This is a genomic window from Echinicola vietnamensis DSM 17526, assembly GCF_000325705.1.
Classification (GTDB): domain Bacteria; phylum Bacteroidota; class Bacteroidia; order Cytophagales; family Cyclobacteriaceae; genus Echinicola; species Echinicola vietnamensis.
The window spans coordinates 1,990,747-2,012,366 of sequence record NC_019904.1 but is presented as its reverse complement, the minus strand read 5'-3'; the positions used below and the strand labels follow the sequence as shown (position 1 = coordinate 2,012,366).

The following is a 21,620-nucleotide window of genomic DNA, read 5'->3' as shown; positions in this document are numbered from 1 at the left end:
AAAGTCAATATATTCAGGACAACGAATATGTTGGCCTTTTCATACCTTAGAACTGCTATTGGGTTTGTTTACCAATTTTTAAGCCCCTAAATTTAATCTGATTTTCCATTAAAAAGAAAAGCTCTTGCTTTTTAAAATATGTTAAAACTCTTACATTCAGCGGATTGGCATTTAGGCAAACGCCTACAAGAATATGCTAGACTGCCCGAACAACAGCTCGTACTGGAAGAAATGATTGAAGTGGCCGATCGGGAAGACGTCGATTTGGTACTGCTGGCAGGAGACATCTTTGACAGTTTCAATCCCAGTCATGAGGCGGTCGAACTGCTCTATAAAACCCTCCGCAAGCTCTCCAAGGACGGGAAAAGGCCTGTGGTGGCCATTTCCGGCAATCATGACAGCACCCAATTCATCAGTGCCCCGGATCCGCTGGCCAGGGAGTTGGGCATTCTTTTTTACAGCAGCTATGAGCAAGTGCTCGCTCCAGGGAAGGTGGACAGCGGTCTGGAAATCACGCAGTCTTCCCCAGGGTTTGTTGAGCTTAAATTGCCGCAACACCCTTTTCCAGTGCGCATTATCCTGGCGCCCTATGCCAATGAAGTGTTGCTAAAAACGTACTTGGGTGAAGAGGACAAAGAGGCTGCTTTACGGGAAGTTTTGGGCAAAAAGTGGCAAAATATCGCTGACAATTACTGTGATGATGCAGGAGTGAACCTCTTTATGGGGCACTTTTTCTTTATGAAAGAAGGTGAAAAACCCGAAGCCGAACCGGAGAGTGAACGCCCCATTCTTCACGTGGGCGGCACCCAGGCACTTTACACGCACCTGATTCCAGACAGCATCCAATATGCTGCACTGGGGCACCTCCACCGCTACCACTCGGTGGACAAGCAGCCGTGTCCTGTGGTGTACAGCAGCTCGCCACTGGCCTACAGTTTCAGTGAAGCCAACCAAGAAAAAAAGGTGGTTCTGGTGAAAGCGGAACCTAACACCCCCGTCCAATACGAACCCATCTCACTAAAACAAGGGCGGCCGCTATATCAAAAGACCTTTTCCAACTTGGCCGACACCTTAGCTTGGCTGCAAGAAAACCCTTACTGTTTCGTAGAAATCATCTACGAAACGACCTCTTCCATCGATGCAGAAACGCGCAAAACCATCATGAAAGCCCATGACGGCATCGTCAATTTGATCCCCAGACTTACTGGAGACCAGAATGCTGACGGAAGTGGCCTTCGCGCAGAGGATTTGGGAAAAGACATGGGAACACTTTTCTCCCAGTTTTACCAAAGCAGCAAAGGTGTGGCCCCAAACGAGGAGATCAGCGTACTTTTTAACGAAATCATCAGTCAAAACGAACAGCTATGATCCCTGTAAAACTGGAAATTGAAGGACTATATTCCTATAAAGCAAAACAGACCATTGACTTTACCCACCTTACCGGCGCGGGTCTTTTCGGTATTTTCGGAGCGGTAGGGAGCGGCAAATCCTCCATACTGGAAGCCATTCTGCTCGCCCTTTATGGCACTACTGAACGGCTGGCCAGCAAGGGAGAAAAGAACAGCATGGTCAACCTCCAAAGCCCGGGCATCGCCATCCACTTTGAATTCCAGGCAGGCAAAAACAATGAAACCAGCTACAAAGCTTCTTACATTGCCAAGCGAAACACCAAGAATTTTGATGATGTAAAACCTGCTACGCACACTTTTTATGAAAAGTCTAGCGAAGGCTGGCTTCCGCTGGAAGCAAAAGGTGAGGAGTTGGTCGGCATGAAAATGGACCACTTCCGCCAAACCGTCATCATTCCCCAAGGGAAATTCAGGGAGTTTATCGAACAGAAGCCCAAAGACCGGGCGGAAATGATGAAAGAACTCTTTGGCTTGGAGCGGTTTGACCTCGCTGGAAAGACCAAGCAGCTGCTTTCAATCGAAAAGGAAAAGAAGATCAAGCTCGAAACCCAACTGGAGGGATTGGCAGCATTTACCAAAGAGGCCCTCCAAACCTCCGAAGGCCAGTTGCAACAGCAGTTGGCCCAACAAAAAGAAGAGGACCAACGGCTCACTGAAAAAGAAAAGCAGCTCAACAGCAGCTTAGCAGTAAAGGAAAAGGCAGAACAGCTGATCCAACTCAAAACCCAATTGGCGGCGTCCGATCAGCAGCTGCCAGCATTCCAGGAAAAGCAACGCTTGCTCCAACAGTACCAAAAGGCACAAGCCTATGTAAAACCGCTCCTCGATCAATTTCAAGAACTCGAAATTGACCTGGAAAAATACCGGGTAAGTGTGGCGGATTGTGAGCGATTCAAGATACGCTTCGAGCAGGAAATCGAAGAGAAAAACACCCGCTATCAGAAGCTTTACAAGGACTACAGCAACAAAGGAGAGAAAGAAGCCCGCATCCGTGACCTCCTCCAAATCAAGGAACTCAACAAGCTTTCTTCTGAAAAGGACTCCTTAGCGCAACAACTGCAGCAGCTCAACCTGCAAAACAGCGCTCAACAGGAACAAAAAGATAAACTGACCCACCAAATTGAGGATGCTGAAAAAGCACTTGAGCAAATAGCGGCTCCGGAACTGGATCATGTCAGCAAAATGGAAGCTGCCTTGCTGGAACTTCGGCAATTGGAAGACCGGTCCAAGCTGCTTTCCGATCAGCTAAAGGGACTTTCGGCAGACATTGCGTCCACCCAAAAGGCCCAACAGCAACTCCTGCAGGAAGCGGCCATGGAGGCTCCCACTTTCCCGTCCGCGATCCAAACCACCACCGAGCAACTCCATCAAGTACAAAAGGATCGTGAACACCTCTTACAGCAGCAGGGTTTATTTACCTATGCCCATCAATTAAAACCTGGGGAAGCTTGTCCCCTTTGTGGAGCCATGGAGCACCCCGCTCCTTTGGAGCATCACTTTGATGAGGAAAAGCTGCAAAAAACCGATGAGGCCATCCAGCGCTTCAGCCAGCGGCTGGAAACCTTGCGCTCCACCCAATCGAGCTATGAAAAGCTGCACTTGAACATGGAGAATGCAGAAAAAAGCCATCTTGAAAAACAACAAGAAGCCGATCAACTTCAAAACCGCATCCAGCAACTTTTAAAAGAAAATGGTGGCGCACAGGAAGCGGACCTGGCGCAGGCGTTGCAAACCGCCAAGGACACCCTTCAGCGCGAAAAGAACCTCCAACAACAACTCAAGGCCCTGCTTGCGGAGCAGAAGGCGTTTTTGACCAAAGCAGAGCAGGACCTGAACCGCTTCCAAGCGGCCGAACAAGAAGTAAAGACCCTGCAAACCAAAATCGAAACCAAGTTAGCCGAAATAAACTACCCTGACCTGCTGGAAAAATACCGATCTGCCAGCGCCGCCCAAATCGATGAAGACATCTCCAAAGTAAAGCGTTACTTGGATGACCTGGAAGTAAACCTACCCAGGGCACAGGATGCCCTAAACGAAGCACGGCAACAGCAAACCACCAATTTGGCCCACCTGAAAACCTATCAGGAACGGTTGGCGGAAGTAAAGACCAAGCTGGGAAAAACCGATGAATCCCTTTCCCTGGCCTTGGCCCAACATGATTTTACCGGTATCCAGACCGTCAAGGACTTGTTGGAAAAATCCCTGGACCAGACCAAAATGGAAGAAGAGATCAAGGCCTTTGACCGGCAGCGCGCCCTCATGCGAGACAAAATCCAAGCCTTGGAGGCAGAAGAAGCCGTGGCCACGTTTGACCAAGAACAGTTTACAGCTGTCCAGGCAGCCTTTCAGGCCGCCAAAACGGCTTTGGAAGCTACCCAAAAACGTGTGGCACTGCTCCAGAAAGAAATCGATGATATCAACGCCAAATTGGAAGAAAAAGCCCGCCTTAAAAAGGATTTTCAATCGGTAGAAAATCGCGAAACCAATCTAAAAGAGCTCTATGGGCTCTTCCAAGGCAGCGGATTTGTAAAGTATGTATCCAATATATACCTAAAAGAGCTGGTCCAAACAGCCAATATCCGGTTTATGCAATTGGCCAAAAATAGCCTTACCCTGGAAGTGGATGACAGCAACACCTTCTGGGTAAAAGACCACCTCAACGGCGGAAAAAGGAGGCTGCTCAAAACCCTTTCAGGTGGTCAGACATTTCAGGCATCCCTCTGCCTGGCCTTGGCCCTCGCGGAAAAAGTGAAAGCCCTCAACCGCGCCGACCAGAGTTTCTTCTTTCTGGATGAAGGTTTTGGGGCATTGGACAAAAATGCCCTGAGGACGGTTTTCGAAACGCTCAAATCCCTCCGGCATGAAAAAAGGATTGTCGGAATCATTTCCCATGTGGAAGAGCTGCAGCAGGAAATCGGGGTATATGCTCAAGTGGAGCTGGATCCAGAAAATGGCAGCCAAGTATCGTATTCCTTTTGAGCCGAAAATGACATGGTCGCTACTTCTTCATAAACCGGATTTAATCATGGTTGTATCAAAAACCATTCCCCCCTGTTTATGGGGAAGGATGCGTTGGAAACAGGTTCATTAGATCGATTGATGAGTCCGCCTATGAGGAGCTGCGCAGTTACCAAGTCAAGGTGCCATTGAGTGTCAAAACGGAGTTGTTGTCCGCATTGATTACCCGGGCATTGGAAAATATCACTTCTTTTGTCGCGGTGCTGATCGTGACATTGATCGGGTTACTCACGTCAGAAATATAATCCCGCTTTACTCCCTCCGCAAAAATGCTCATCGAAATGGCCAGTTCAGAAGCCACCAGTACAAATTGCTTTTCCAAATTTGTTCCTTCAGGGATCAACTGACCTTCACCGGCTTTAGGAATGAAAATCCCACTGGATACAGCCACCAAAGACTCTTCCAACCCTGTCAAATCCTCCCGGCCATAGGCCGTCTCACTGACTTCCAGTTTATTGGAGGTATAATGGGCTTCATCTCCAGTCAAGGTTAATGTTCCTCCTCCCGAACTTACTGGATCCGGCTCATCGTCGCCATTGTTACAGGATGAAAATAAAATAACAGTCAATCCAATAAGCCAAAAATAATTCTGAGGTTTCATGTTGTTGAATTTTGTTAACGGATAAAAAAACAAATGAATTTACCCATAAATAAATGATATTCAATTCATTAAAAACAAACGGTTGTTTTTTGTAGGCTTAAATGTATTTTTTGTAAATCAATATTTTCTACTAAGGCATTGGATTAAGCGGTACAAGGTGAGGCTAGTTGTATCTGCAATGTCCGATTCTTGATGTAGCCACACCCGAAAGATGGTTTGATCCAAGATATTTTCCACCCCGACCTTGTGATCATCTCCGTATTAACGATGCTAAAATTACTTTTTATTTATACCTCCCACCTGTTTTCCAGCACTTTATCTTAAAAACACAGATGATTTACAAATGGCTACAAACCATATTCTTCTATGCTAGAATTAAAGTAATATCGACCCTACAAACAAGCACTATTTCATTACTAACCAAAACTTTACAACTATGAGTCGAACAACAACTTTTAGAAACCTTTTGTTGGCGTTTTCCACTTCTGCCATATTGGTATCGTGTAACCAAACAGAAGAATCGCAAGAAATTCAAGAAAGTGAAGTAACCCTTTCTGCAAAGGTAAGTACCAACATCCCTTCTGAAGGGGATGATGGAAGCTTGGTATTCAAAAATGTCACCGTTACCGATGTAAACATCGCTGTCAAGGATGTCAAAATGCACTTAAAAATTGCTGATAGCAAAACCAGGCCCATCAACATTATGACACCTAATAAGGGGCCAAAATTTGTAGTTCCTATGGTGAAAGACGAGCATATCTTGCTTTCAAGAATGGGGAGTTTCTTAGCCCCAAATGGCTTCTATACCAACCTGACCTTTGACCTGACCAAAGCAGACAATCTACCGGAAAACAGTGAAATGTATGGAAAATCCGTCCTTATCAAAGCCGACTGGAAAGGGATTCCTTCCATGATGTATATGGACATCGAAGATAAAATCGACATCAAGTTCAATCCAGGCACTGAAGTAAATGCTACCCAAGAATTGGTGCTTGAGCTGTACATGGACCAACTCCTAATGGGCATTGACCCTGGTTTAGTACAAGATGGCAATGGTGATGGCATGATCATCGTTGGTCCTAACAATGAAGATGGTAATGAAGCGGTTTATGATATGATCGAGGCCCATCTTGCAGATGCCCTCAAACTGAAAAACGGTGAATTCAAATAATAAACTTTCATTGGCAAAAAAGCCCTCGTCGTAAACGGGGGCTTTTGAACTGGGCGTTTGCCATGATGCGCTATGAAAGAAATCACATTTCCCAGGCGAGCATTGCAAATGCCCTTATCAAAACACATCAATGTACCTCGTTACAAACGAGGTACATTTTTTTAGACGAGCGGACCATGCCAGGCCTGAATTCTTACTACTTTCGCTCGTACGGCAACCACACCATCATTTCACCATCGCCTCGATTTGCCCAGCTGTAATAAGGAATCAAACGAATATTTCCCTTCTCAAATCCACTATCAGAAACTTCCCTGTAGAGTTGATTCTCCCAGTTGTCTTCAGACTGATAATACACCTCTCCCGTAAGACTGATCAGTTCGCTATTACCAATCGTGAATGCCTCGGGAGATAGTTCCTCGGAAAGAGCGATGACCACATCATCCACGGATTTTCCAGCGGGGAGGTCCATCGACTCCACACAATACACGACCGGACCTCTTTTAACCGCCACTTGGCCACGAGCTTGCTCCACCAAGGGGTTGGCTTCCAAGTATTGCACCGGCATGGCCAGGGTCAAAGTCACTTGGTCTCCTTTCTTCCACGACCGATTGATCTCTACATATTGGCCCGCGGCCAAATCCATGTGCTGCTCCTCCCCATTCACCGTCACAGAAGCCTCGTGGCACCAGCCTGGAATCCGAAGGAAAACGGAGTAATCATCTTTTGGGGCCTTTTCGATGTCCAAAGAAATGGTTTCATCCCACGGATAAGAAGTAGATTGGTTGATCAGGAGCTCTTGGCCATCGGCCAATGTGGTTTGCAGCTTATTGCTTCCGTATAAATTGACATACAGTCCGTCTTCGGTAGTGCTATAAGCATAATTGGCCACCTCTGCCAAGGTCCTGGCCACATTTGGCGGACAGCAATTGGAAAGGGCTATATAGCCTTCCCGGGTATTGGGCCACCTCAGGTGATAAGGGAGATCTTTCTTGGCACTAAGGGGATTGGTATAGAAAAATTCGGTCCCCTGTAAGCTGATTCCTGAAAGAATGCTATTGTACAGATTAAGCTCGATCACGTCCATGTATTTGGCCTCTCCGGTAAGCTGCAGCATGCGCCAGTTCCAAAGGACATTGCCAATATTGGCACAGGTTTCATTATGAGCAGCAGCATTGGGCAGCTGGAAAGGCTTGCCATAGGCTTGGTGGATCTTTTGGACCTCCGTGGGATTATAGGAAGTCCCGTTCGGGGAAACACCATCATAAAGTGCTCCGCAACCTCCGGTCACGTACATTTTGCGATAAACGACATCTTCCCAAATGGACTTTAGGTTTTCAAGCAGTTTTTCTTCACCCGTTTCTGCATAAAGGTCCGCTACCCCTGCATACAGGTAATTGGCCCTTACGGCATGGCCCATGGCTTCTGTTTGCTCGCGAAATGGCACCCGGTCCTGATTGTCATCGGTACCGTCGTCGGTTTTGCCACGAATGTCAATCAGGTTTTGCGCCAGCTCCAAGTAACGCTTATCGTCTGTGGTTCGGTACATTTCCACCACGCCCATATAATGACTCGGACAGATGGCATTACGGGCAAGTGCTGGAGAAGCTTCCTTATAAAAATCATACAGAAAGTCCGCCACACCTTTTGCGATATCCAAGAAATTATCTTTTCCCGTGGCCCTATAATGGACACAAGCAGCCGTCATCAGGTGGCCCATATTGTATTTTTCGAAACCCAACTGCTTCTGGAGGTATTCGTCTCCTAAGGTTCCCCACCGCTCTTCGATCAACACCGGCGTATGCAGGTAACCGTCTTCTCGCTGCGCTTTAGCAATAAGGGCAATGGCCTCATCCATCTGTGCATCCAGTTCAGGGTCCTTGGTCTCGGCATAAAGCGCCGCCATTCCTTCAAAGACCTTGTAAAAATCTCCATCGTGGAAAGATGGGCCATCGTGCTTGCCTTTCATTTCTCCAGCAGCAATTTCAAAATTTCTCACCGCATGGTTTTGATCGGCATCATGGTACAACGCCCACATAAACGGCATGGTCTGCTCCCGGCTGATCTTGAATTTCTCGCCCCAAAAACCATCGGTCCATGTGACGTCTTGGAGGTTGACACTTTTGAGTTTGGCGTAGGGACTTTGGGAATTGTCCACTAGGCCCTCATGCTGGGCCATGGCTGAATGGCTCGTGAAAATCCCCATCCCAATTCCTGCGATTACATATTTTAGGTTCATGTTATTAATGTTAATTCGTTTTTGTCATGAAAATGGTGCCGCAAGCATTTTCGTATGAAAATGAATTTCTTCGGCTTCTTCAAAGGGGATTGCAAATCCCCCTTATCGTTAGTTCCTGATTGCAAATCAGGAACAGACAAATCAGGACCAGCACCAACAGGAGCTCCTCTCAAAAAAGCACTGCTACCCCCTACATCCCCCTAAAAGGGGGACTGAACGTAGCCGTAGGGACTTGGGGATTGCAAATCCCCCTTATTGTTAGTTCCTGATTGCAAATCAGGAACAGCATCCTGCTCTCTGGTCTTTACTCTTGATTCTTTACTCTTGATTCTTTGCTCTTGACTCTCCACGTCCCATCCCAGCAAATTCCTCACATCCGCTTCCCGCTCCTTGGGAAAGACGTTCAACTCCTTGAGTTCGCCATCTTCCAGTATGCCCTCCACAGTCGTTTGGTAAGGGGCATGCAGTTTAAATTTCACATCCCAGTCCTTTGGCCAAGCCGGAAAGAGGTAAATCTTTTCGCCATCCGTCTGCAGCAGCATCTCTTGCATCCCAATCATCCCCGATCCACCCCAATTGTGGTCTGGCACCCAATCAAAACCTGGCCCCCAGAAGGCAGGGAAACGCCTTCCGGAATCCCCCATTTTCTTCAAGGTCCATTTGGCTGCTTCACTGGTCAATCCCAGACGCGCCGCGAAGATATTATCCTGTTTCCAGCCTACATGACTTCTGAACGCTAAGGCATCAGGATCATACTTGAAAGTATTGATAGCGGTCTGAAGGTCTGGCCTCCCGATGCCATAAATCCCCCACGGATATACCGGATAAAGCTGCGGTACTTCCGTATTGTTTACCCGCTCCCACAGCTTTGCTGGCGCCAACAGCCGATGGCCATCGATTTCCCTATAACTCAAAGGCGGAATCCGCTCCAGCATTGCCTGCCAATATGTAGTGCTATCCGATGAGGAAGAGGCTATTAGCCGTTTTAAAACAGTTTTAAGTGCCGAAATGGTCGAATTGGCATTATAGGCCATTTTATAGGTTTCATTGGCAGAACCTGGATAGAGGACCAAGTCTCCGTTTTCATCAAAGACCTTTGCTCCGCGCTGACGGGCCAAATACTGGTAATGCTCATCGAAAAACCGCAAACAGCTTTCGATAAACGGAATGTACGCGGGAACATCTTTACCTGCATACCGCTCTTGTTCCAGCATCATCAGGCAAAACTCCAGTACTGTATCCCATTGGTGTTCCAGCCAAGCATTGTACTGCATGCCGGGATCATAGTCCTCCGGACGTTCCCAATTATATTCTGCTGGATTTGGCAGGCCATAATTTTCGATTTGCTCTGTAAAACTTGCCCCCTCATGCCCCCAATACACTTGACTTCTCAATTCTGCATTTTTCAGCATGCGAAGGTAAAAGTCAAATTGTGGCTTCATCATGTCCACATCACCCGACCGCAGCATGGGGAAATAAACCAACCGCTGGTTCTGGGCAGTCATAGTCCCTCCTCCCCAATTGCGGTGGTCTGGCGTAAAGGGCATATCGGGTTTGGTATAGACTGGATCCACTGTAAACAGCCCTCCGTTAAATTTGGTAGGGTAAGTTCCATAGGCATTACATCCCAGCATGTAGCGGAACAGCTGATAGTTTCGGCCAATCTGCCAAACCGTATCATTCGCCGCCTTTTGCTGAGGGTCTGTGATCACGTAACTTCGTTTCCAGAAGTCATTCCACCATTTTTTCGTTTTTTCTCTGGCCCCGGAAGACGCTAACGTTGCCGTATGCACCACGCTATCCAATCCTGCCTTCCACTGCTCCAAAGAAGGAGTCTGATCCGTGTGCAGGTAAATCTCAAATGCATGATCCTTTTGAGGGCTAATGCTCTTTAGTGGGTAAGCCCTAAAATCAGTATCTTGATAAACACCGCTTTTCACACTAGTAGGAGCCAAATCCTCTCCCCTTAAGATCCCTCCAAAAACAAGGTGACCGATAGGATTCATCATTTGATCCTTTACTGCCGTCATTTGCTGCTGTGCTACAGCCACGTCAAAAACCGTTTCTTCTCGATTTTGATGGTAAAACAAAACCCCTCCATCCTGAAATCCAATACTGTCACGGTAGGTAATGACCTCTCCTTGCGGTGCCCACTTGTAGGAATTGGCGTTATTGGCAGCTCCCTTTACCGTCCGGTCTTTGTAGCGCCAACTTTCATAGGCTACTTCCAAGTAAGTGGGGGTTTCGCCGTTGACTTCCACATGGATTACCGGCCGAAATACATCCACCCATAAGTCGATATTGATCGCTTTATCCTGGACATACCCTGTGATCCGGACGTTCCCATCCTGAAGGTGAAGTTCTTGGCGGAATGCTTCACCCTCCTCAAAAGGATTTGGCGTCAGCCTGACCCTACCTCTTCCCAGTTTCAATAGTGTATTATGCTCATCGAATGTCCCACTTCTGGAAAAATAAAACAGCAGCTCGCCATCCTCCACCCACACATTCATCCCGATATCTCCACCTCCTAAAGGCATGGATTCGCTGGCATTTTTGCTCATGGATGTCCATACGGGATGGTAAGCGGCTAGATCTTGGGCACTACTTGAGGTTATTCCGAGCCAAAAAAGACTAAAGACAATCAGTAAGGGTTGCTTCATTTTTACGTTAATATGACCTCAAAATATAAAAAAGTGAAGTAGTTACCTTCCTGTGGTATGCTGTGAGCAGTCTTTAATTGAAGTCACTTTAGAAATCATAAGCCCGCATTTTGCAATGCGGGCTTTCTGAGCGGGGAAGTTGAAATGCCCTGCTCTCCTACCTCATGCGATCATTCCTCCGTTTGATCTGGGAAAGCAGAAAATGGTTAGCGTCCTTTTTCAAATAGATTCACATAATCTTTAAAGATGTACATCTTACCTCGCTGTCCCCCGGTAATCTCATCAATAATGTCCATCTTTTCCATTTCAGCAATTAACTTATACGCTGATACATTGGACTTTTGGATGATCTTTTCCACTTTCGTCACATCTGTAATTGGTCGGGAATATAGCTGATCTATGACCATCCGAGCGTCATTTCCTCGACTTCCCATTCTCTTGAGCTTTTCATCAAGGATCTTTTGAAGCTGCAAAATGCCATCAAATGTATGTATCCCCTGTTTCGCAGTTTCAATTACTCCAACTAAAAAAAATTTAAGCCATTGATTTAAATCATTATGTGTTCGCACTCTCATAAGGTTATCATAATAAAGCGACCGATTTCGTTCAAAAAAATCAGATAAATATAAAATAGGCCGCTTCAGTATATTCTTGCTCACCAAAAAGAGGGTTATCAATAATCTCCCCACTCTTCCATTCCCATCTAGAAATGGATGAATGGTTTCAAACTGATAATGTATTAACGCGATCTTTATTAAATCAGGCAAAGGATGCTGGTCATCATGCGCAAATTTCTCCAAATCAGACATCAACTCTCCAATTTCAGTGTGTGGCGGGGCAATGAAAACTGCATCGCCTAGTGTAGCTCCTCCGATCCAATTCTGGCTAGTCCTATATATTCCTGGAAGCTTATGCTCTCCTCTTACTCCTTTAAGTAAAATTTCATGGGCCTTCTTAATCAATCTACTAGAAAAAGGTAAGGTATTTAATTGATCTACTGCGAGGTTCATTGCGTCTATATAGTTCTGCACCTCTTCCCAATCATCTCTTTTCTCTGCAGCTATATCATCTCTCCCCATAAATGCTTCCTCCATATTGGTCTGTGTCCCTTCTATCTTGGAGGATTGTGTAGCTTCCTTGGCAATGTGCATACTTACGTAAAGGTCAATATTGACATAATCTGAATACATATCTAATCTTCCCAGCTGCCGATCGGCTTGACTTAACAGTGTCAAAACCTCCATATTCTCTATTTGCCATTCCCTATTGATTTGATTTGGCATGAAGGCTTTATAGGTACCTTGATTAATATATTTTCCAGAAACAAACTTTTTCATAGTATCACCCATTTGCTTATTTAACAAAAGTAGCTATTTACTTAAACAAGCAATGGTGTTATTTAAGAAAAACCATGAAAAACTTAAATAAGCCTCTCTCTTATTTAAGGAAAAGATCAAAAAACTTAAACATCAAAGAAATTAGTTAAGCGGAATAATGCAGTATTTCTGAAAAAACCACACACTAACAAAGAACATGGTTTTTTGATTTTATAGAAGTTGATCTTTCAAACGAAATCCACCTTGAAACTTTTCAACCTTCAACTAACTAATTTTCCAATCCTAAAATCTAGGCGATCAGCAGGACTTTTCATCCGTTTCAAGCCTTAAAAAAAGAGGCTGTCTCATAAATAAATAATCCGTCATCACGAGCGGAGTGCAGTGATCTCGATGTGCTTGCATTGCACGTATGACGAGATTGCTTCTTCCGATATCCATCGGAATCGCAATGACGAGGAGTTATGAGACAACCTCGTCTAAGCAGGGCAATTAAAATGCCCTGCTTCAAATTACTTGTATTTGCTTTCCTTCACACATCACCAATCATCCGTCCTAAAGGAACTCATCGGAATACCTCCTGTGCTGAAAATTTCCCCTACCACAAAATCCTTAAACGCATAGCGCACGGCCACAGGCTTATCTACATGCGGCGAAGAAAGCATCACCGACTTCCTTCTCAAAACGGCAGTAGCTGGATAGAATTTTTTATCTTCTCCGGCCAACTCAAAACTGGTCACTTCCTTACCGTACGAAGTGATGCCCACCGGCACATTCTCAAGCGCAACGATGACCGTACTGCCCTTGATTTCCATCGCTTCGAACCGTGGACTCTTGTATTCAAAGCCTTCGATTCCATAAGTCTCCGCCAACGCCCAGTAAGCCAACCGATGCCCCCCTGCTTTTTTATCCGCCGGGTGGATATTTTCCTTTTCCCCAATATCCATCAATACCGCCATCCCGCTGTTGGGGATCCTGTCCATGGCCTGTAGTTGGGCCTCTCTAAGGTAAGCCGAGTTGTTCTTTTCGATCACTTCATTTGGGGTGAACATCCCGTAATTAAAGGGTGCTATTTGGGCATAATAAAATGGAAAATCGCCTACGCCCCACTCATTGCGCCATTCCCGGACCATGGTCACCATCAGCTCTTCATACTGCTCAGGGCGACCGTTATTGGATTCACCTTGGTACCAGATAGCGCCTTTTATACCATATCCGGCAATTGGTGTGATCATCCCATTGTAAAGTGCTGTGGCGGTCCGATTGGGCACATCGATTTCATCTTCACTCTTCGGAATGCTGATCTCATCCTTAAAATCGGCCAACATCTGTTCGCTCATCCAAGCTTCTATACTCGAACCTCCCCAAGAGACATGTACCAAGCCAATCGGGACACCAAGTGATCGGTGCAGCTGCGTGCCAAAAAACCAGGCCGTAGCACTGAAATTGGAAGTCACGCCGGGTGCGGCTTCTTGCCATTGGCCCTCGAAGTTGTCCTGCGCTTGGACGGTGGATTTACGGGGGACGGTAATCAGGCGGATTTGGTCATTCTTGCTGTTGACGATGGCCTCATTTCCTCCTATGATCGGCTGACCGGGAAATCCTTTCAGCGGCATCTCCATATTGGACTGTCCGGAACATAACCAGACTTCACCGACCAGTACATTCTCCAGGGTCAACTCTTCTCCATCGGTAATGCTGATGACAAAAGGCCCTCCAGCCTCAGGCGTACTGAGTTTGGCCTTCCATTCTCCATCCGCATTTGATTCGGCGGTATAAACATGCTCATCCCAGCTAGTGGTGATTTTTACGGATGTATTAGGCGATGCCCACCCCCAAATAGGGGCCTCCATCTGCTGTTGGAGCACCATATTGTCCGTAAAAATGGAAGGTAAAGTCACTTTGCCAAATGACACATTTACCAAAAAGAAAAGTCCTAAAAAAACCAAACTATTTTTCATGGGTATTTTAAGGTTAAAAGGTTTTTATGGTTGTATGTTGAAAGGTTTCAGGCTTCCAATTGAATGTTTTCGTATTAAGGGATTACTAATCCCATTTATTATCGGTTCGCGATGATAAATCACGAACGGTTAAGTTTTCCTAATGTCTTCATGGGATAACGCTACAGCACCGGCTTCCTACTTGTTTTGCTCCAAGATGCGTACAGGCCCCAATAAACCTGCTTCAAGCGGCTCTCTCCCTTCCATCCGCTCCAAATCAGCTATGGTATTGGTAAATCGCTGCGCTTCAGGAAGCTTCAAATCCCCGATGATCCGATTTGCCCAAGTGTTTGTCACGGCGATTTCCAATTCATTTTGGCCATTTCTCAAGGCATCGGAAATGTCTACTTGATACGGAAAAGTCCACGCGATACCGCAATCCTTTCCATTCACCTTGACCGAGGCGATATTGGCCACTTCCCCTAAGTGAAGCCAAAATACACCTTCATCTTTTTTATTCCAATCAAAAGAAGTTTTATACACTGCCGTGCCCGAATAGTACTTTATACTGTCATTGGCATGGCTGCTCCAATCTTCCAAGGTAGTCATCTCCAGGACTGCATGAGGACCCCGATAATCGGGATCAAAGGCCACTTCCCATGGACTGCTCACGGGCTGCACCTCACTGTAGGTAGGCCAGTTGTCCCCTTCATTGACGGCTTTTTCTGCAGTATCTTCCCTGAAGATCACGAATAAAGATCCATTTGCGGGCAATTGTACCGGAAGAACGGTCCTGCCATCCACTTCTTTCCACTTGCTCACCGGATACTCCCTGTCCAACACCGCGTCATAAAACACCGGTCTCTTGCCACTAACGCGAAAAGAAATGTCCCATCTTCTCGTTTCTTCCTGTTGGTTTGACAGGAAATACACATCCTCTGTCCCGCTTCTGCGATGGGCAAAGGCGAATCCGGCATTCCGCTTTCCGTTTTGGTCTACCGCCACCACATCGGGTGCCAGGCCTATGCCCTCAAAAGTCGCCTGCTGATAAGGCAACTGGACAACTTTCCCTTTTCCGACTTGCCACGTTTTGGGATGGCCTCCTTGTTGGGAGGCATTTTGTTCTCCAGCCCAAAGCTCCTGCACCACAGCTGCCAACCGCGATTCATCTTCCTGATACCCTAAGGTACCTCTTGGCTCTTCGCCCACCAAAACAGTCGCGCCTTCCTTGACGAGTTGCAATAATTTCTCCGCTACCTCCACCGACATCAAACGGGCATTGGGGTTCATCTTCCGCTGCCCGGGGAATACCAAAAAGGAATAGCTGGTACCTTTACCAAAAACCACCTTTCCATCTTCCACTTTTGCCAATGTTAAAAAAGCATCCTTGTTGAAACTGTCATAGTGGTAGCCCCTTAAAGGATCTGTCCAATCTGCTGCATCGGCCATATTTGCGGAATGCTTTACCCCTTTTGGGATGACGCGGGTAGGTTGGTCCTCATTGGCCCAGCGGGCTTTTTCTGCTGCCATTTTTTCCTTTCCTGCCGGACCGGGCAAAAAGGGCACCAAGCGCTCGGGGAGCACCGACCTACTGGGCAAATCCTCTCCCGTAAACACCGCCAAGTCAATCACTGGATGGCCCTTTTGCAATTGATATTGCACCCGTTGGTGATAATCTACCATGGCCTTGCCGGGCTTCCACCAGGTCTGGTCCCGCTGAAAGTACAATCCTATCACATCCAAGGTCATGCCCGGTTTACGGTCTAGCCAAGGATTATGAACAAATACATGGTAAAAAAAACGGTTGATGCCCAGGGCATAATTCCGATCCCCCAAAGCTTTTAACATCCCGGGATATTCATCCCAGTCCATTCTCAATTCTGTATAGGCTTCTGCTTGAATAATCTGCTTCCCATAAATGTGCCCTCCCGAAATCGCATCCCTCATATCATTGGGCTTATCGTGTGTAGGGCTGTTCAGCCAAAATTCCCCCGAGGGATAATCGATGTATTTAAAATGCTCCATCCCATCACTCACCATGGTGGGCGCCACATTTTCGGAGCTGAATTTCACGTCATTTTTAGTGGCTTCGGCTTGCAGGGTCCCAAAGAAATTGTCCATCACTACTTCCGAGATGGTCCTGCGAAGGTCGTAAAGAAGCCGCTCGGATGTCTCGGCACTTTCCAGGGGCACACCTGCCATGACCGGCAAATAGCTGACCATGTCATATCCCCTACGCTTTTTGAATTCCTCCCGAAAAACAGGCGACCAGTTTTGGCTACCGGCTTCCCAGCTGTCAATATGGAAAATCTTCAATACCTTCTCTGCCAACTCAGGCCCTGCGGTGCGCAAAGCCTCTCCAAACCACTGGTCAAACTGAAACTTTACCGCCTCGGCGTTGAATTTATCTACTTCCAGTCCTTTGGCGCCGCCTCCGGTGTAATTGGTATGCCCCGTGGACGTATAGCCAAAACGCATAACCTTCCATTCTCCATCAGGCGCATCCCAGACCAACCTTCCATTAGCATCCATCTGATCGGAAACATCTACCAATTGGTCCAAGGGAACACATTCCGAAGAGGGCAACACCTCCTTGTCCGCACGTTCACTCACGCGCCAGACGGCTCCTGATTTGCCTTCATACTGATTTATGGTAGGCCTGGAAGAAAGGGCGATGGTCTTCACCTTTAGCGATGGCTTCCATTTGGCTGCATCCAAGTCCTCTGCCCCGGGTTCTGTGCCGGATTTATCATAGATAAAACGAAAGTACTTGGCCGTGGTCGCAGGAATGCTGTGGGTGTAATCATAATCCCAATCTTGCCACCCATGTCGCGGTGGAGTGAGCCGTGTTACTTCTCTAAAATGCTCCCCATCATCACTAACAGCAATTTTTAGTCGGTGGGCCTGATAGCTGTTGCCACTGGTCTTGATCCGAATGGACCTGCAGGTAAAGGGTTTTTCAAAGGCATACTGAATCCAAGCTTCATCATTGGTCCCGAAGCGCTGGTCATCGGCATCATCCAACAAATATTCCAAGGATTGATCTCCAAAACTGTTGGTTACCCTCGGCCGTAAGGTTTCTGATGATTGCTGCCATTCAGCTTTTACCGGAAAGGCAAATACTGCCAATTCCCGATAATAATCCTCATAGCTTTCTGGCTGATTTAGCTGAACATCCACTTTGGCTCCCCCCTGTATCAACGTATCCGTCCATACCACTTTTTGCATGGATTTCTCAGGGGTAATCCAAGGCCCGCCCGCTACGGCAAACCCATCACAAGCATGCATGGCCAAACGAAGTCCGAGCCTGTCCGCTTCTTTCATGGCATGATGGACCATCTCCCACCACGCTTCAGAGCCCTGTAAGGTAGGCTGAGGGGTCAACGGCGGCGTGGCAGGGCCCTTGATGGACATCAAAAACGCCCCTCCTATCCCCGCTTCTTTCATGGCCTCCAAATCTGCCGTAATCCCCTCTTTTGAATAAGTGGAATACATCCAGTACCAATACACCCATGGCTGGGAGGTTTCATAAGTGGGCTTAAAATCGTCGGTCGCATCTTTGCCTTCCTCTGCGGAACCGCCACACGACACGGCAAGCAAAGTAAAAAGCAAAAGACAAATGATATGTTGGGTCTTTATTGAAGACATTTGTTTTAACGGTTAAGGCTTTCATGCCGGTACCCCTAATCCCCCTAAAGGGAACTTTTTAGGCGCTCTCCGGTCTTTACTCTAGATTCTTTTTCTTCTTGATTTTAGAATGATAAATCCATGTTATAGTAAGTTCCTCGTTTCTCTTTCGAAATGCTAGGGGAAGGTATTGGGAACAGCTCAGATATTGGTTTTTTCGCTCCAACAATACCCCTCCTAACCTCCCCTTTAAGGGGAGGAATCTTGGCCCTTGCTACTCACGTCTTGATACTTTTACCCCCTCAATCCCCCTAAAAGGGGGACTTTTTAGGCGTTCTCCGGTCTTGATTCTTTAATCTTTCCTCTTGGCTCTAATATAATAGCTGTACCGATAAGGTTTGGCCGGAAGCTGATACTGCTGGAGGGGCTGGGCTACGTCTGACCAACTGTCATTTCCTCCCACTCCCATTTGGGCCAAATCAATATTAACGGTGATAAATCCTGCGTCATCAAGCTCGTAAGTATGCTCGGCCGCATTGATATTTTCTGCCGTGAATGGCCAAGCACTCATGCTCAGCAGGCTATCCGCAGTGATGTTCAATCCATTCTCACCTGATTTATCCGTGAGCTCCATCCAGCGGACATCGGTTCTGTTACCATTTTCTTGTGGCATCACATAGGGTTCCATGAATTGATCGATGGGCTGTTGGTAAATTCCTGCCATGAAGCCATGATTTTTGTCAATGTAATTTTCGACAGGCCCTTTGCCGTACCACCTGATCTGGTCATATTCCCTGCGAATGCCCAAATGCATGCCTACTTTTGGAAGGTTTGGAAGGTCGTCAAGCGGAATCAGCGTATAATCTACCTTTACCACTCCTCCGGCCAGCACCGTGTACACCACCGTAGCTTCCGCTTTACCATCTATCAAGGCATACTTACTCGTTACCTCAATGGATCCATCCTCCTCTTTGGAAGAGGACATATCGCTCAACTTGGGAGTCGCTTCATACCAAACTTTTAATTTTTCATGGGGCTTCCATCCTTTTCGGTCATTATCAGTAAGCGGGCGCGAAAAAGACAACGCCATCGGCTGGGAAATTTGCTCTTCTCCCGCCAACTGATAGCTTTCCAGTGCCCCAGTGGATTTGCCAAAGGCTACTTGAAAGCCTTCTCCCTTCACTAAAATATTCGTAACGGATTCTTCTACTTCGAAAGCTTGACGCGGTGCAGGAAATTCGGGTGAGTTTCCTTTTTGGACCTGAAACTGCTGCTGCGCGACCTCATGGCCTTTCCCTGCCCATAACTCCTCTTCTGACAAGCTAAAGGTAAGATGGGCAAGGTATTCGTCGCCAGGTTGCAGGTCTGGAAGATAGGGCTTAAGGTTTATTACAGTATCTTCTCCTGCTGCCAAGGCCAGGTTCGGCAAATCCCGCCGATTTACTCTTTCCCCGTTCTGCAGCAATGAAAGTTCAAACAGATAATCCTCCAAGCTCTTATCTGCATGCCGGTTGTGAATGCGCACGGTCATCTCAGTCGAATCTTCCCACGTCATCTCCACCGGTTGATACACCCATTTGCATTCGTACATGGCGGCTTTTGGTCGTCCATCGGAGGCAACAATGCCGTTGATACAGAAATTGCCATCATGTCGCTCCTCGTCAAAGTCCCCGCCATACGCATAAAATGCCTCCCCATCGTCGGTTTGCTTCAGCAGTCCCTGATCCTTGAAGTCCCAAATACATCCCCCGATAACTTGTGGCAGTGACCGAAACTTATCCCAAAGCTCCTTCATATTTCCGGTACTGTTCCCCATGGAATGGGAATATTCAATAAAGACAATGGGACGATGGTCTGCGTGCTGATTGACCAATAAATCCGGGGTAAAAATCCCGGGATAAAAACGGCTGACCATGTCCACATAGGGTTGATCGGTGGGTACTTGGATCCGATGGGCATGATCCTTTGGGTAATCGGGATGGTTTGGGGGAATGTACCCTTCTGCACGGTGATTTCCCTGTGCCGGTTCATAATGGACCGGCCGGGTAATGTCCACATCATGCACCCAAGCAGCCATGGCCGCATGATTCGGCCCGCGCCCTGCCTCATTGCCCAAACTCCAGAAAATGATGGATGGATGGTTTTTGTCACGCTGCACCATTCTGCTGACCCGCTCCATATAAGCATGGGTCCATTGGGTATCATTGCTCAACTTCCCGCCAATGCCATGGGTTTCGTGATTGGCCTCATCGATCACCAAAATACCGTATTCGTCGCAGAGCTCGTAGAAATACGGATCATTGGGGTAGTGACTGGTGCGGATGGTATTGAAATTAAATTGCTTGATCGTCTTTACGTCTTCCTCAATATCTTGGCGGGTAAGGGCCTTTCCTCGGACAGGATGATGGTCGTGGCGGTTGACGCCGTAGATATAGGTCTCTTTGCCATTGATGAGCAATTTGCTCGTTTCAGGGTCAAATCGAATATCGCGAAAGCCTACTTTACAGCTTTTGGCTTCCAGCAGCTGTCCCTTTGCGCCCTCCAAACCAATGACCAGCGTGTATAAATAAGGATGCTCATCACTCCATAGATGCGGATTTTCCACAGTGGCTTCCAACAGGCCAAACTTCACATTGTCCAACCTGGGATAGCTTTCGTTCAAAATATCTTCTACCGCCATCTCCAGTGGTGTGGCAAACACGGGCTTGCCTTCTGCATCAAAAAGCTGAGCGGTCAGCTTACTGTCTGGCACCCTTTCTCCAGTGAGGTTTTCGACTTTAGGCCGAAGGCTAAAAGTAGCGTTGGTATAATCTTCCGCTAATGTGGCCTGCCAATGGAAATCATAGACCCTCAGCTTGGGTTCGGCCATCAAAAACACCTCCCGCTGGATGCCACTGAGTCGCCAATGGTCCTGGTCTTCGAGGTAGGAGCCGTCACTCCAGCGAAGAACCTGCACGGACAGCACATTCTCCCCAGAACGTAAGTAGGGCGTAATGTTAAATTCGGAAGGTAAAAAGCTATCTTCTCCGTAACCGACAAATTCACCGTTTAGCCACACCTTAAAAGCAGAACTCACCGCTCCAAAATGAAGCGTAATGTTCATGTCTTCCCAATTTTCCTCCAATTCAAAAGTCCGCTGATAGGAGCCCACACCATTGTAATCTTCTGGGACATAAGGTGGATTAATAGGGCGAAAAGGGTAAACGGCACTTTTATAAATGGGCTTATCATAGCCTTTGAGCTCCCAGTTGGAAGGCACTTCGATCTTGTCCCATCCTGTTACCCTTGACCTGTAAAAGTCACTTGGTGCTTCCTTCATGTTCATGGCGAAATGGAAGTCCCAATCACCATTCAGCAACTGAATGCGGCTTTCCTCTCGATCCCCTATCTTGGCGGTTTCCGCATCTTTATAGGAATACGCTGTGGTCCTTGCTGGCATCCTGTTCAGGCTGGTGATCAGCGGATCCTCCCATGGGTTGAGGTGAAACTTTTCTGGCCGATGGGGGATGGCTGCCGGCTCACCCGTCACCGTTTGGGCGAAGAGCGCATGACCACTTAGGAAAATGACAAAGGCAATACAAAAAACGTTACGCATGCGTTTGATTATAAGGTTTAAGGTTATTG

Annotated in this window: 10 protein-coding genes; 3 read left to right on the top strand and 7 right to left on the bottom strand. The window is 47.1% G+C overall.

The window, feature by feature from the left end:
* The first annotated feature begins 138 nt into the window (after window positions 1-138).
* Complete coding sequence (locus ECHVI_RS08370; protein WP_015265534.1) at window positions 139-1,368, top strand: metallophosphoesterase family protein; 1,230 nt, start codon at window positions 139-141, stop codon at window positions 1,366-1,368.
* Entirely contained in the window at window positions 1,365-4,388 is a 3,024-nt protein-coding gene (locus ECHVI_RS08365) for an SbcC/MukB-like Walker B domain-containing protein (RefSeq protein ID WP_015265533.1), read from the top strand. The genes ECHVI_RS08370 and ECHVI_RS08365 overlap by 4 nt, the downstream gene beginning before the upstream one ends.
* A 148-nt stretch (window positions 4,389-4,536) precedes the next feature.
* On the opposite strand, the gene ECHVI_RS08360 is transcribed toward ECHVI_RS08365, so the two are convergent.
* A complete protein-coding gene (locus ECHVI_RS08360) occupies window positions 4,537-5,028 on the bottom strand; it encodes a hypothetical protein (RefSeq protein WP_015265532.1) in 492 nt (163 codons plus the stop codon).
* A 436-nt stretch (window positions 5,029-5,464) separates the two neighbouring features.
* Between ECHVI_RS08360 and ECHVI_RS08355 the strand changes: the two genes are divergently transcribed.
* A complete protein-coding gene (locus ECHVI_RS08355; protein WP_157501309.1) occupies window positions 5,465-6,199 on the top strand; it encodes a hypothetical protein in 735 nt (244 codons plus the stop codon).
* Window positions 6,200-6,395: 196 nt separating this feature from the next.
* Here the strand turns inward: ECHVI_RS08355 and ECHVI_RS08350 are convergent, their stop codons facing one another.
* The 6 genes from ECHVI_RS08350 to ECHVI_RS08325 form a co-directional block, all read right to left on the bottom strand.
* Complete coding sequence (locus ECHVI_RS08350; RefSeq protein ID WP_015265530.1) at window positions 6,396-8,435, bottom strand: aceric acid hydrolase; 2,040 nt, start codon at window positions 8,433-8,435, stop codon at window positions 6,396-6,398.
* A gap of 200 nt (window positions 8,436-8,635) precedes the next feature.
* Entirely contained in the window at window positions 8,636-11,095 is a 2,460-nt protein-coding gene (locus tag ECHVI_RS08345; RefSeq protein ID WP_015265529.1) for a DUF5703 domain-containing protein, read from the bottom strand.
* 206 nt (window positions 11,096-11,301) lie between these two features.
* The gene (locus ECHVI_RS08340; RefSeq protein ID WP_015265528.1) at window positions 11,302-12,444 is read right to left on the bottom strand and encodes a Fic family protein; all 1,143 of its coding nucleotides are present in this window, start codon (window positions 12,442-12,444) and stop codon (window positions 11,302-11,304) included.
* Between the two features lie 524 nt (window positions 12,445-12,968).
* Complete coding sequence (locus ECHVI_RS08335) at window positions 12,969-14,390, bottom strand: sialate O-acetylesterase (protein ID WP_015265527.1); 1,422 nt, start codon at window positions 14,388-14,390, stop codon at window positions 12,969-12,971.
* A gap of 177 nt (window positions 14,391-14,567) precedes the next feature.
* On the bottom strand, window positions 14,568-18,017 hold the full coding sequence (locus tag ECHVI_RS08330; protein WP_015265526.1) for a glycosyl hydrolase: 3,450 nt from the start codon (window positions 18,015-18,017) through the stop codon (window positions 14,568-14,570).
* A 331-nt stretch (window positions 18,018-18,348) separates the two neighbouring features.
* Window positions 18,349-21,591, bottom strand: coding sequence for a glycoside hydrolase family 2 TIM barrel-domain containing protein (locus ECHVI_RS08325; RefSeq protein WP_015265525.1), 3,243 nt, complete (start codon window positions 21,589-21,591; stop codon window positions 18,349-18,351).
* Between the last annotated feature and the right edge of the window lie 29 nt (window positions 21,592-21,620).

Coding starts and splice junctions, on each gene's coding strand:
- ECHVI_RS08370 (WP_015265534.1), top strand. CDS start 139: ATGTTAAAACTCTTACATTCAGCGGATTGGCATTTAGGCAAACGCCTA.
- ECHVI_RS08365 (WP_015265533.1), top strand. CDS start 1,365: ATGATCCCTGTAAAACTGGAAATTGAAGGACTATATTCCTATAAAGCA.
- ECHVI_RS08360 (WP_015265532.1), bottom strand. CDS start 5,028: ATGAAACCTCAGAATTATTTTTGGCTTATTGGATTGACTGTTATTTTA.
- ECHVI_RS08355 (WP_157501309.1), top strand. CDS start 5,465: ATGAGTCGAACAACAACTTTTAGAAACCTTTTGTTGGCGTTTTCCACT.
- ECHVI_RS08350 (WP_015265530.1), bottom strand. CDS start 8,435: ATGAACCTAAAATATGTAATCGCAGGAATTGGGATGGGGATTTTCACG.
- ECHVI_RS08345 (WP_015265529.1), bottom strand. CDS start 11,095: ATGAAGCAACCCTTACTGATTGTCTTTAGTCTTTTTTGGCTCGGAATA.
- ECHVI_RS08340 (WP_015265528.1), bottom strand. CDS start 12,444: ATGGGTGATACTATGAAAAAGTTTGTTTCTGGAAAATATATTAATCAA.
- ECHVI_RS08335 (WP_015265527.1), bottom strand. CDS start 14,390: ATGAAAAATAGTTTGGTTTTTTTAGGACTTTTCTTTTTGGTAAATGTG.
- ECHVI_RS08330 (WP_015265526.1), bottom strand. CDS start 18,017: ATGTCTTCAATAAAGACCCAACATATCATTTGTCTTTTGCTTTTTACT.
- ECHVI_RS08325 (WP_015265525.1), bottom strand. CDS start 21,591: ATGCGTAACGTTTTTTGTATTGCCTTTGTCATTTTCCTAAGTGGTCAT.